This window comes from Aliihoeflea sp. 2WW (assembly GCF_000497755.1).
GTDB lineage: Bacteria > Pseudomonadota > Alphaproteobacteria > Rhizobiales > Rhizobiaceae > Aliihoeflea.
Genome location: NZ_AYOD01000008.1, coordinates 125051 through 137590 on the forward strand (window position 1 = coordinate 125051; position 12540 = coordinate 137590).

The window sequence follows — 12540 nt, forward strand, 5'->3', positions numbered from 1 at the left end:
CTGTCTTTCACGTTGACCAAACTGTAACAGCCCTTGGGGCGTTCACCAAGCCCGCCAGACGCCGGATGTCAGAATGAAAAGGATCGCGAGGATTGCGAGCGATGTGATGACGAAGATGGCGTCTGCCGGACGCGATTGCGGCGCGCCGACGATGGTTCGCGTGCTTGCTGCCCCGAGGCCGCGCGCCTCCATGGCGATCGCGGCGCGGTTGGCTCTACGGATTGCAAAGGCGAGAAGGGGAACGACGAGCGACGCGGTCTCGACGGGGCCGGGAATGCGGCGCGGAGTGCGCCCCTTCTTCATCGCGCGGGCGAGGCGAATCTGCTGCGCTTCGGAAGCGAGGTCCGGAACGAGGTGGAGCGCCGAAAAGAGCGCGTAGCCGATGCGCGGCGACAGGCGCCAATTCGCCATCAGCGCCTTGATGAAGCGGCCCGGTTCGGTCGTCAACACGAAGACGGCCGAGACCATGCCGCAGGCGATGGCGCGCAGGAAGAGGACGATGCCGGCAGAGAAAGCGGGCGAGCCGAATGGCGATTCGGCGGCCATGCGGGCGGCGAAATCGCTCTCCTCGCGAAAGAGCGTCGCGGTCGTCAGGAAGCCGAAGCCGAACAGCGCGAACGGGATCATCAGCGTCAGGACGAGGAGCGGCGAGCGGCGCTCGACGATGATCAGGATGAGCGCGGCAAGGACGACGATGCCGACCTGGAAGCGGGGATCGAAGACGGCGATCGAGGCGGCGAGCCAGACGAGGCAGACGATCAGCTTGGGCAGCGGATGAAGCGTGCTCAGCACGGCGCCGCCTCCATCCATTCGGCGAGCTTCAGGATTTCTGGCGCGACCAGACCGGTATGGGCGAGAAGCTGGGTGTCGCGCAGGATGTCGAGAAGCTGCGCGTCGGCGGCGACCGAACCGCCATCAAGGACGACGCCGCGCGAACAGGTCTTGAGCGCGAAATCCATGTCGTGGGTGATGACGACGACCGCCCTGCCCTCCGCCGCGATCTTTGCAATGCGCGAAGCGATCTCGTCGCTGGCAGCGGCATCGAGGCCTGCGGTGGGTTCGTCGAGGATGAGGAAGGGCCAGCGCTTGTCGGCCGTCAAGGTTGCGAGCGCGAGACGGCGCTTCTGGCCTTGAGAAAGTTCGAACGGGTGCTGGGCGGCAACGCTTTCGAGCCGCCAGGCGGTAAGAAGCGTGTCGACATGCGCCGAGCCCTTGCCGGCGATTGATTCGAGTTCGGCCCGAACGCTGGCGTCGGTGAACTGGGTTTCGGGACGCTGGAAAGCGAAGCCGCCGGCAGGGCCGGTTCGGGTTCCGGCCTTGAGGCGCAGCAGGCCGGCGAGCGTTGCGCCGAGAGTCGACTTGCCGGCGCCGTTACGGCCCAGAAGCGCGATGGTTTCGCCGGGGCGGATTTGGAGCGAGACGTCTTGAAGAACGGGCTTGGCGAAGAGCGGCGCGCAGGCGGCGCGATCGAGCGTGACGAGCGGCTGGCCGGTTGCCGCTGCCGGTTCGGCGATGCGCTGCGATAGAAAATGGCGGATCACAGTTCCGGCGGCGGATCGGTCGCCGGGCGAAAGACCGTCGAGGTCGGCGATGATCTCGGACATGGCCAGCGGCGGTGTGCCAAGCGCGATGCCGATTCCGAGCAAAAGCCGGTCAAGGTCGGATGCGAGTGGGCGCCAGATGCCTTCCAGTGCGAGACGTTCGCCATGGGCGCGGAAGATGTCGCGCGGCGGGCCGTCGGCGATGAGCCTGCCGTCGCGGCCGATGATGGCGACGCGGTCGATCGTGTCGATCAGCCCGTCGAGGCGGTGGTCGACGACGAGAAAAGTCTGCCCCTCCCCGCCGATGACAGCGTGAAGCCGCGCGGCCGCTTGCGGCGACAGATGCGCGGTCGGCTCGTCGGCGATGAAGAGCTCGGCCTCCTGCGCAAGCGCGGCGGCGAGCGCGACGAGCTGCTTTTCGCCGCCGGAGAGCGAGGCGGTGCGGCGCGCGCGCCAGCTTGGCGGGACGCCGGCTCTATCGAGGGCGCGGCTCACCCAGACAGCGATCGTGCCTTCCGGCAGCGCGCGGTTTTCGAGTGCAAAGGCGACCTCGTCGCTGACCGTCATTCCGCAAAGCGTCTGGTCGGCGTCCTGGAAGAGCTGGGCAACAGAAGCGGACCACTGTGCGGGTGACCGGCTCGCCACCGGGACGCCCAGCGTCGCGACCTCGCCCGAGATTTCGGCGGGGATCGTCGCGGGCACCAGCCCTGTCACGGTGTTGAGCAAGGTGGACTTGCCACAGCCGGAAGGGCCAAGGATCAGAAGCCGTTCGCCCTTGCGCAGATCGAGCGACACCGGGCCGACGGCTGGCGCGGTGGTGTAAGGATAGCGAACCGCGACCTTTCGCCATGCGACCGCCGGCGCTGCTTCAGGCGCGCTGAAGGCGACGTTCATGGTCGATCTTCAGGCCCGAGAGAACACCGGTCTTGTAGAGCGCCTCGACCACGAGATGGCCGGCCAAGCCGCCAAGGATCGCGCCGCTGAGGCAGCGCAGCACGAACATGGTGATGAGCAGGCCCGGCGCCAGCGCGCCGTAGTCGAAGCGGACCCAGGTGTAGGCGAAGGAGGCGACTGCCGCGCCAACGCCAGCCAGCATCAGCACCGGCAGGCGGTAGTTCTTCCAGCGCGTCGCGGCGAAGACGGCTTCCGCGCCAGCGCCCTGAACGAGGCCGGTGACCAGCAGAAGAAGGCCGGCGGGGCTGCCGAGAAGCACCTGAACGAGAGCCGCCAGCACTTCCGACAGGAGCGCGGCACCCGGCTTGCGGATGATCGCGGCGGCGATGATGGAGACGATGAACCAGAAGCCCATCACTACGTCCATGGTGACGGCGCCGAAGATCGCCTGCGCGATCAGCCAGACCTGCACCCAGGCCAGATAGAGAACGCCGAAGACGGCGCCGAGAACGGCGACGATGAGGATTTCGCGCAGGGTCCAGCCGCGAGTGGTCAGCATGACGATGTTTCCTTGGAGCAAGAGAGGCGCGCCTTTCCGGCACGCCGGAGAGACGAAATCAGCCGATCTTGGTCGGGCTGTTCGCAGAGACGGTCAGGTCGAGCGCGACATGACCGTTCGGCGCGCCGAAGCGGAGGAAGGCTTCGCTCAACGCCGCGAAGACCGGGCCGGCGTCGCCGCGCAGTTTGGTGCAGAAATTCTTCGATTTCTCGAACACGCCCGACGACTTCAGGAAGTCGATGCAGCCATAGATCTCGTCCATATGGTGGCTGCCGCCGAGCGGATAGAGCGAGAACTGGGCCGCGACTTCGACGCCCGTCATGCCTGCCTTCGCGACCGCTTCACGGGCGGCGGCGATGCGCTCGTCGAGCGGCGCGGCCGTGCCGAAATCGGCCGAGGACGTGCAGATTTCGTCATCGGGTTCGCCCGGGCAACCGCGAGAGACGGCGGCGGAGAGAACGCAGTGGACGCCGGTTCCGGCAGCAGACGCGAAGAGATCGCGCATGGCCGGGAAGATTTCCTCCGGCGGGCCGACGATCAGCGTCGAGACGTCGTCGGTCTCGATGCGAAAGCGCGGCCGGTATGGCTCGAGCGCGTCGACGGCCTCGAGGATGACGGCGACGAAATCGTCGCACATCGGATAAAGGGAAAGCTGTGCACCTGAAAACATGAACCGCCTCGCTCCGCTGGTATTACCCAGATCAGCTTGAGGGTCCGAAAGCATGTCGCTTCACGTCTCAGCCCCGGCATTACGGAGCACCCCTGTGGAATGGCGGCAGGGGTAACATCGCGTTTGCCGGCTTGGCAAGGGGGTATCTGCCAAGCCAGCAAGGGCGGATCTTTAAGCCAAGCGGAGGGCCGCGGCGCGGCGGTGGCCCTCCATGCCCTCGGTCGCGCTCTGGCGGATGGCGGGTGGCGCGACGGCGGCGACGCCGCGCGCGTCGAGCCACTGATGGGTGCAGATCTTGACATAGGAGCCGACCCAAAGCCCACCGGTATAGCGAGCCGCCGCCATGGTGGGCAGCGTGTGGTTCGTGCCGCAGCATTTGTCGGAATAGACGACGCTCGCCTCGCGACCGATGAAGAGCGAGCCGTAGTTGCGCAGCTTGCTTGCGGTCGCCTGGGGGTCGGACGTGTGGACCTGGAGGTGTTCGGCGGCGATGAAGTCGGAATAGGCGATCATCGCGGCTTCGTCGGCGCAGACGACGATCTCGCCATAGTCACGGAAGGCGGGGCCGGCGACGTCTGCCGTCGGCAGGTCTTTCAACTGGCGCTCGACTTCGGCAAGCGTCGCCTCGGCGAGCTTGCGGTCCGTCGTGATCAAGCCGACGCGGGTACGCACGTCGTGCTCGGCCTGCGCCAGCATGTCGGTCGCGATCATCTCCGGATCTCCGGAGGCGTCGGCGACGACGTAGATCTCGCTCGGACCGGCGAGCTGGTCGATGCCGACCGCGCCGAAGACCTGGCGCTTGGCCTCGTTCACATAGGCATTGCCCGGGCCGACGATCTTGTCGACGCCCGGCACGCTTTCGGTGCCGTAGGCCATCGCGGCGATCGCCTGCGCGCCGCCGATGCGGAAGATGCGGTCGGCGCCGGAGAGGTGACAACCGGCGATCATCGCCGGATGGGCGCCGGGCGGCAGGCAGGCGACGACTTCGGCGCAGCCGGCGACCTTGGCGGGAACGAGCGTCATCACCGGGGCGGACAGGATCGGGTAGCGCCCGCCGGGCACATAGGCGCCGACCTTCTCGATGGGGATGACGCGGTGGCCAAGATGGAGGCCCGGCAGCGCCTCGTAGTCGAGCGGCCTGATCGTCTGCATCTGCGCATCGGCGAAATCGTGGACACGCTCGATGGCGAACTCGGTGTCGGCGCGGGTCTGGCGGTCGAGACCGTCGATCGCCGCCTTGCGCTCGGCAGCCGAGACTTCGAGGGTTTCGATGTCGAGCTTGTCGAAGCGAAGGCCGTATTCGCGCACGGCGGCGTCGCCCCTGTCGCTCACGGCGGCGAGGACTTCGCGGACAGTGTTTTCGACGTCGCCCGTATCGGCAACGGCGTCACGCGTCGGTGCTTTCAAATGGTCGATCTTGGCCTTCAGGGCTTCGGAGAGCTTGCGCATCGGGGAACTTTCGCCGGAGAGGATCGCCGCCATTGTGCCCGAGGCCGGGTTCGCCACAAGCGAGCGGACAGGCCTTGTCGATTAAAATCACCACGCATAGTCTGGCATGGAGGGAGAGCGCCATGCCGAGGATCGGGACCAAGCTGCATGAACTGCGCCGCCGGCGCTCGCTGAGCGTGCGCAAGGTGGCGAAGCGTTCCGGCGTGTCGCATTCGGCGATTTCGCTGATCGAGCGCGACCGGATGAGCCCTTCGGTCGATACGCTGACCGCCATTCTCGACGCGCTCGGCACGACGTTGACGGGGTTCTTTCTCGACCTGCAATCGAACCTGCCTGCCTCGCCCTTCTACGGCGCGGCGGATCTGGTCGAAATCGGCCGGGCCGATACGATTTCCTACCGGATGATCGGCGCCAACCATCCGAACCGGCAGCTCCTGATGCTGCACGAATCCTACGCGCCGGGCGGCGATACGGGCGAGGCCTTTTCGCATTCGGCGCAGGAAGCGGGCATGGTTCTGACGGGTGCGATCGAAGTGACGGTGGGTCAGGAGCGCCGCGTGCTGACGCCCGGCGAAGGTTACTATTTCGACAGCCGCCTCCCCCACCGTTTTCGCAACGTGGCGGATGGCGAGAGCACGATCCTGTCGGCGATCACACCGCCGACATACTGACGATTCTGGTGATAATTCTTTCCGGCCAAGGATTGCCGGTTTCAACGGCCCAATTCTATGATTGGATAGCCAAAATCAATAACGCAGGGGAAGAAAATGAAATCGACAATCAAGCGTCTTGCGCTCGCCTCCTCCTTCGCCGCTCTCGCCATCGCCTCCTCGTCGGCTCAGGACCGGAACCTGACCGTGGTCTCGTGGGGCGGAAACTATCAGGACGCGCAGCGCGAAATCTACTTCGAGCCCTTCACCGCCGAAACCGGCATCGCCATCACGGAAGAATCCTGGGATGGCGGCTATGGTGTGATCGCGGCCAAGATGGAAACGCGCCCGGCCGACTGGGACGTCGTGCAGGTGGAGACGGAAGAACTCGCGCTCGGCTGCGCCGACGGCATGTACGAGACCGTCGACTGGGAAGCGCTGGGCGGTGAGGACAAGTTCCTGCCCGCAGCCGTCAACGAATGCGGCGTCGGCGCCATCGTGTGGACGACGGGTCTCTCCTACGACGCGGAGAAGTTCACCGAGGCTCCGACCGGCTGGGAGGATTTCTGGAACACCGAGGAATATCCCGGCAAGCGCGGCCTGCGCCGCGGCCCGAAATACTCGCTTGAATTCGCCCTGATGGCGGACGGCGTGCCGGTCGACGAAGTTTATGAAGTGCTGGGCACCGACGAGGGCGTCGACCGGGCCTTCGCCAAGCTCGACGAGATCAAGGGCGACATCGTGTGGTGGGAGGCCGGCGCGCAGCCGATCCAGCTTCTGGCTTCCGGCGAAGTCGTGATGACGACGGCCTATAATGGCCGTCTCGCCGGCATCAACAAGACCGAAGGCACCAACTTCCAGATCGTCTGGCCGGGCTCGATCTACGCGATCGACTCCTGGGTGGTGCTGAAGGATTCGCCCAACAAGGACGCGGCGTTCGAGTTCATCAACTTCGCCAGCCAGCCGGAAAACCAGGCCAAGCTGCCCGAATTCATCGCCTACGGCCTGACCAATGTCGAAGCCGGGGCGGCGCTGGCACCGGAAGTCGCGGCGGAACTGCCGACTTCGCCCGAGAACCTCGAAGGCGCGATCGCGCTCGACGGTGATTTCTGGGTCGACAACATCGAAGAGCTGAACGAGCGCTTCAACGCCTGGCTCGCCCAGTAATCGAGCCTCGAAGGCGCACCCGGCAAGGGTGCGCCTTTTTTCTTCCAGTCCAGCAATCGACGGGGCTGCATGACCGCTTTCATCGAGCTTCGCGACGTGTCCAAGACCTTCGGTCAGGTCACGGTCGTCGAAGGGCTCAATCTCGAAGTCCGCAAGGGCGAGTTCCTGAGCCTGCTCGGTCCATCGGGTTCGGGCAAGACGACGATCCTGATGATGCTCGCCGGCTTCGAGGGCGCGACGTCGGGCGACATCCTGCTCGACGGCGAGAAGATCGACCATTTGCCGCCCTACAGGCGCGGCATGGGCGTCGTCTTCCAGAACTACGCGCTCTTTCCGCATATGAGCGTTGCCGAGAACGTCGCCTTCCCGCTCGAAATGCGCGGCGTGCCGAAATCGGAGACCCGGCCGCGCGTGAAGGCCGCGCTCGACCGTGTGCAGCTAGGCCATCTGGCCGATCGCCGTCCGGACCAGCTTTCCGGCGGCCAGCAGCAGCGCGTGGCGCTGACCCGCGCGCTCGTCTACGAGCCGAAGGTGATCCTGATGGACGAGCCGCTCGGCGCGCTCGACAAGAAGCTGCGCGAAGAAATGCAGCTCGAAATCCGCGAACTGCACCGGCGGCTGGGGCTGACGATCATCTTCGTCACCCACGACCAGTCCGAAGCGCTGACCATGTCCGACCGCATCGCGATTTTCGACGCCGGCAAGATCGCGCAGATCGGCACGGCGGGCGAGGTCTACGACCGCCCGCAAAATCGCTTCGTCGCCGAATTCATCGGCGAGACGAACCTGCTTGACGGCGTGGTCAAGGAACCGGCGGCCGTCGAACTTGCGATTGCGACGACGATTGTCGCGCCCGACCATGGCTATGCGGCAGGCAGCCGCGTCTCTGTCTCGATCCGGCCCGAACGGCTGCGGTTCGACGGCAGCGGCGAGAACCGGCTTGAGGCGACGATCTCGGATGTCGTCTATCAGGGCGATCATCTGCGATTGCATCTGGATGCCGGCACGCTGTCGCTGGTCGCGCGACTTGAGCGCGGAGCGGCCGAGCGGCATCCCGGCGAGACGGTGACCCTCTCCTTCGCTGCAGCCGACTGTTCGGTATTTCCGGCATGAACGCGGTCTCGGCACGGCAGCGCGGCCGGGCGGCGGTGCTGATCGCCCCGCTGGTGATTTTCCTCGGCGTCTTCTTCCTGTGGCCGCTCTGGCTGATGGTTGATGTCTCGATCCGCAACGACGCGATCGGCGGCGCCTTTCCACGCACGTCCGAACTGATCGGAAGCTGGGATGGCGAAGGGGCGCCGGACGCCGAGACGCAGGCCGCGCTGGTCGAGGATCTGCGCGAGGCTTCCCAATCGACGCTGGGCGCGGCGGTACGCACGCTGAACAGTCAGGTTTCCGGCTTCCGCACCCTAATGGGCAGAACGGCCACCGCGGCGCGCGACCTGGAGGTGGGCCAAACGCTCGATCTCGTCGAGGTCGACGATCGCTGGGCCGAACCGCGCTTCTGGCGGGCGATCCAGGTTTCGGTCGCGCCCTATACGGATCGAAATCTGCTCGCCGCGCTCGACCTCGAGCGTGCGGATACGGGCGAGATCGAGCCGATGCCCGCATCGGCGTCGGCCAACCGGTTGATCATCTGGCGCACCTTTGCCATCGCAGGCTCGGTCACGCTGCTCTGCGCGCTGATCGGCCTGCCCTATGCGATGCTCGCCGCCTCGGTGACGGGGTGGAAGCGCAATGCGTTGCTGCTTGCCGTGCTGCTGCCGCTCTGGACGTCGCTGCTCGTGCGCACGGCCGCTTGGTTCATCCTTCTCCAGAACGAGGGGATCATCAACAAGACGCTGATGGGGCTCGGCTGGATCGACGGGCCGCTGCCGCTGATCTTCAACCGGCTCGGCGTCGTCATCGCCATGACGCATGTGCTGTTGCCGTTCATGGTGCTGCCGATCTTCTCCGTCGTCTCGGCGATCCCGAAGAATCTGATGCCGGCGGCAGCCTCGCTCGGCGCGCGGCCGCTGCGCGCCTTCTGGCGGGTGCTGCTGCCGCTTTCGATGCCCGGACTGCTGGCCGGTTCGTTGCTCGTCTTCATGGTGGCGATCGGCTACTACATCACGCCAGCGCTCGTCGGCGGGCCGAACGACCAGATGATCTCGTCCGTCATCGCCTTCTACGCGCTGCAGACCGCCAACTGGGGCATGGCCGGGGCGCTCGGCATCCTGCTGCTGGCGGTCACGACCGTGCTCTATCTGGTCTATGGCCGGCTGTCGCGCGGCGGCGCGCCGACGGGAGCCTAGAGATGCTGCGTGTCGCCCAGGCCATTTTCGGCGTTGCCGCCGCCCTCTTCCTGATCCTGCCGATCGTCGCGATCCTGCCGCTCGCCTTCACGTCGAGCATCTTCCTGAACTACCCCATCCCCGGCTATTCGCTGCGCTGGTTCAACGAACTCGGCCAGATCGCGCACTGGCGCAATTCGATCGTCAATTCGCTGATCATCGGCTCGGGCGCGACCGTTCTGTCGGTCGTGCTCGGCACGCTCGCGGCACTTGGCCTTCGCGGACGTGGCATCCCCTTCCCCAACCTCCTGCGCACGATCTTCCTGCTTCCGATGGTGGTTCCGGCCGTGGTGCTGGGCGTCGGACTGCAGATTTCGCTGGCGCAAATCGGGCTGGCGAGCAGCTATCTCGGCGTCATCTTCTCGCACGCCGTGCTTTGCGTGCCCTTCGTCATCGTCTCGGTGTCGACCGCGCTGCAGGGGATCAACCCGACCGTCGAGCGGGCTGCAGCAAGTCTCGGCGCCTCGCCGACGCGCGTGTTTCGCCGCGTGACGATGCCGCTTGCGATGCCGGGCATCGTGACGGGAGCGGTGTTCGCCTTCGCGACCTCGCTCGACGAGGTGGTGCTGACGCTCTTCGTCGCCGGGCCAAACCAGCGCACGCTGGCACGGCAGATGTTTTCCTCCATCCGCGAGAACATCTCGCCCGCGGTCGCGGCCGCAGCACTTCTGCTCATCGTCGGAACGCTGCTTCTGGCGCTGCTCGCCGCCTATACGCGCCGGCGCACGGCGAAGACCGTCGAGGCCTGACGCGGGCTCACTCAGCCTGCAATCGCTCGCCTCACACCCTGAAGGTCGCCGTTCGGAATTTCGGACAGGCGTTTCCGGCGCGTTCGGAATTCCGAACATTTCGATTCCGGTCGTTCTCACAAGCCATTGTTTCCGCTTGATCTTCGGCTCTGGCACGCCCTTTGCACCATTACGGGAAGCAATGAAAGGAGCGCGATCCCGTGAGTTTCGAGTGGAGCATTCTGATGGCACTGGCCGGCGCGGCAATCGCACGGCCGGCGGCTACCTATCTGGGCAGCAGGACGGGCTGGGTGATGGCGCTCGTGCCGTTCCTGATCTTCCTGTCCCTCTTCCAGCATCTCGGCACGGTCGCCGGCGGCGAGACGGTGATCGCGCATCTTTCATGGGTGCCATCCCTGGGCGTCGACCTCGCCTTCAGGCTGGACGGATTTTCTCTCCTCTTCGCATTGCTCATCACCGGCATCGGCACGCTCGTGACGCTTTATGCCGGGGCCTATTTCGCCGACAAGCCGCATTGGGAAATCGGCCGGTTCCTCGCGCTGATCCTGCTCTTCATGACGGCGATGCTCGGCACTGTGCTCTCCGACGATCTGATCGTCATGTTCGTCTTCTGGGAACTGACGAGCCTCACTTCGTTCATGCTGATCGGCTTCGACGCCCACAAGGCGGAAGCACGCAAGTCCGCGATCCAGTCATTGCTGGTGACCGGCGGCGGCGGGTTGGTGCTGTTTGCCGGCATCCTCATCATCGGCATGGAGCTCGGGACGTTCTCGTTCACCGAAGTGCTCGCGCGCTCGGACGAGTTGGTCGCCAGCCCCTGGATCGGCGTCGTCGTCGTCCTGATCATGATCGGCGCCTTCACCAAGTCGGCGCAGTTCCCGTTCCACTTCTGGCTGCCCAACGCGATGGCTGCGCCGACGCCGGCCTCCGCCTATCTGCACTCGGCAACGATGGTGAAGCTCGGCGTCTTCCTGCTTGCGCGGTTCGATGCCGTCTTCGCGGAGGTGCCCGCGTTCGGCGCGACGCTGGTTGTCATCGGCTCGACGACGATGATGATCGCGGCGCTTCAGGCGCTGCGCGCCGAAGGCTTCAAGGCCGTTCTCGCGCAATCGACCGTCGCGTCGCTCGGCATTCTCGTGATGCTGATCGGCTTGCAGGGCGAGGTTGCGGCTGTCGCGACGGTCGGATTCATCCTCAGCCACGCACTCTACAAGGCCGCGCTGTTCTTCTGCGCCGGCACCGCGATCCACGCCACCGGCGAGGCGAGCCTGCGCAAGCTCGGCGGCCTTGCCCGCTTCCTGCCGGTGACGGCGGTCGCCGCCGTGCTTGCCAGCCTCAGCATGGCCGGCCTGCCGCCCTTCGTGGGCTTCATCTCCAAGGAGTATCTGTTCGAAGCGCAGCTCACCAATGACTGGAACATCGTGCCTGTCGCAGTTGCGGTCGCGGTCAATGCGGTCATGGTAGGCGTCGCCGGCGTCGTCTCGATCCGGCCGTTCTACTTCAAGAGCCATCGCGTCACCTCCGTCAAGCATGGCGAGACGCCGGGGCTTCTTGCCGGGCCGCTCCTTCTGGCAAGCGGCGGCATTCTGATCGGCCTCTTCCCGAATGCGATCGGCCAGTCGCTGATCGGACCGGCCGCTTCCGCGCTTTACGGCAGCCCGATCGACGTATCGTTCCAGCTCTGGCACGGACTGACGCCGATGCTCGTGCTGAGCTTCGCGGTCGTCGCCATCGGAACTGCGATCGTCATCTACTGGGATGCGATCCATACCTATCTGCGCCAGCAGGACGGGCTCTACCGGCTGCTGGGCGACCGGGGCTATCACCGGGTTCTCGACGGCGTGCTCGGCGCGGCGCGCGGGTCCACCCGACTGCTGCAGAACGGCGACCAGCGGCGCTATACGAGCGTCGTCATCGCCACCGTCGTCATCGGGCTCGCCATCGCGCTCGTCGCCGGTCCGGCCGCGATCTCGATCGCCTCGCCCGAAGGGGCGCTGCGCATATCGCTCGTGTTGGTGCTGCTGCTTACGGCAGCCGGAGCGCTGGCGACGGTCAAGGCGCGCTCGCTGATCGCAGGGCTCGTCTGCGTCGGGATCGTGGGTTTCGCGCTTGCGGTCATCTTCATGCTGAACGGGGCACCGGATCTCGCACTGACGCAGATCGCGGTCGAAACGCTGCTCGTCATCCTTCTGACCGCGGTTCTCCTGCGCCTGCCTGCCCGGCAGAAGCACTCTCGCACCACCTCCGAACGGCGGCGGGACGCGTTGCTGGCGACATGTTTCGGCGGTGTCATCTTCATCGCCGTCGCCAGCATGAGCGCGATCCCGATCGACCTGCGCCTCTCCGACTATTTCGGCGAGACGAGCTATCTCGACGCCTATGGACGCAACGTCGTGAACGTCATCCTCGTCGACTACCGGGCCATCGACACGCTCGGCGAGATCGCCGTCGTCGCCTTCGCCACCATCGCGGCCTGGGCGCTTCTGCGCGGTTCTGCCGCCAGACCTGGCCCCAAGGAGTAGACCGCC

The 12540-nt window shown here is 65.8% G+C and carries 11 protein-coding genes and 1 riboswitch; of the genes, 6 read left to right on the forward strand and 5 right to left on the reverse strand.

Annotated elements, in window-relative coordinates; genetic code table 11:
• Positions 1-42 precede the first annotated feature (42 nt).
• The 5 genes from ALII_RS0105630 to hisD form a co-directional block, all read right to left on the reverse strand.
• Positions 43-792 carry an energy-coupling factor transporter transmembrane component T gene (locus ALII_RS0105630; RefSeq protein ID WP_029660241.1) on the reverse strand — a complete coding sequence of 250 codons (750 nt, stop codon included), beginning with the start codon at positions 790-792 and terminating at the stop codon, positions 43-45.
• Positions 786-2435: an ATP-binding cassette domain-containing protein gene (locus tag ALII_RS0105635; RefSeq protein WP_024586349.1), complete on the reverse strand. Its 1650-nt coding sequence runs from the start codon at positions 2433-2435 to the stop codon at positions 786-788. Before ALII_RS0105635 ends, ALII_RS0105630 begins: the two co-directional genes overlap by 7 nt.
• Positions 2410-2994 (reverse strand): ECF transporter S component, encoded by a 585-nt coding sequence (locus tag ALII_RS0105640; RefSeq protein WP_024586350.1) that lies wholly within the window; start codon positions 2992-2994, stop codon positions 2410-2412. The genes ALII_RS0105635 and ALII_RS0105640 overlap by 26 nt, the downstream gene beginning before the upstream one ends.
• Before the next feature lie 58 nt (positions 2995-3052).
• Complete coding sequence (locus ALII_RS0105645; protein ID WP_024586351.1) at positions 3053-3664, reverse strand: YkoF family thiamine/hydroxymethylpyrimidine-binding protein; 612 nt, start codon at positions 3662-3664, stop codon at positions 3053-3055.
• Positions 3655-3768: riboswitch (TPP riboswitch) on the reverse strand. Its footprint overlaps the gene before it by 10 nt.
• A 67-nt stretch (positions 3769-3835) precedes the next feature.
• On the reverse strand, positions 3836-5113 hold the full coding sequence (hisD, locus tag ALII_RS0105650) for a histidinol dehydrogenase (RefSeq protein WP_024586352.1): 1278 nt from the start codon (positions 5111-5113) through the stop codon (positions 3836-3838).
• 122 nt (positions 5114-5235) lie between these two features.
• Here hisD and ALII_RS0105655 point away from each other — a divergent pair, with 122 nt between their 5' ends.
• The 6 genes from ALII_RS0105655 (at position 5236) to mbhE (ending at position 12534) form a co-directional block, all read left to right on the forward strand.
• Entirely contained in the window at positions 5236-5784 is a 549-nt protein-coding gene (locus ALII_RS0105655) for a cupin domain-containing protein (protein WP_024586353.1), read from the forward strand.
• 96 nt (positions 5785-5880) lie between these two features.
• On the forward strand, positions 5881-6930 hold the full coding sequence (locus ALII_RS0105660) for an ABC transporter substrate-binding protein (RefSeq protein ID WP_024586354.1): 1050 nt from the start codon (positions 5881-5883) through the stop codon (positions 6928-6930).
• A gap of 69 nt (positions 6931-6999) precedes the next feature.
• On the forward strand, positions 7000-8043 hold the full coding sequence (locus ALII_RS0105665; protein WP_024586355.1) for an ABC transporter ATP-binding protein: 1044 nt from the start codon (positions 7000-7002) through the stop codon (positions 8041-8043).
• Positions 8040-9224, forward strand: coding sequence for an ABC transporter permease (locus ALII_RS0105670; RefSeq protein WP_024586356.1), 1185 nt, complete (start codon positions 8040-8042; stop codon positions 9222-9224). The genes ALII_RS0105665 and ALII_RS0105670 overlap by 4 nt, the downstream gene beginning before the upstream one ends.
• 2 nt (positions 9225-9226) lie before the next feature.
• The gene (locus ALII_RS0105675) at positions 9227-10012 is read left to right on the forward strand and encodes an ABC transporter permease (RefSeq protein WP_024586357.1); all 786 of its coding nucleotides are present in this window, start codon (positions 9227-9229) and stop codon (positions 10010-10012) included.
• Positions 10013-10236: 224 nt separating this feature from the next.
• A complete protein-coding gene (gene mbhE / locus ALII_RS0105680) occupies positions 10237-12534 on the forward strand; it encodes a hydrogen gas-evolving membrane-bound hydrogenase subunit E (RefSeq protein ID WP_029660242.1) in 2298 nt (765 codons plus the stop codon).
• Positions 12535-12540 lie beyond the last annotated feature (6 nt).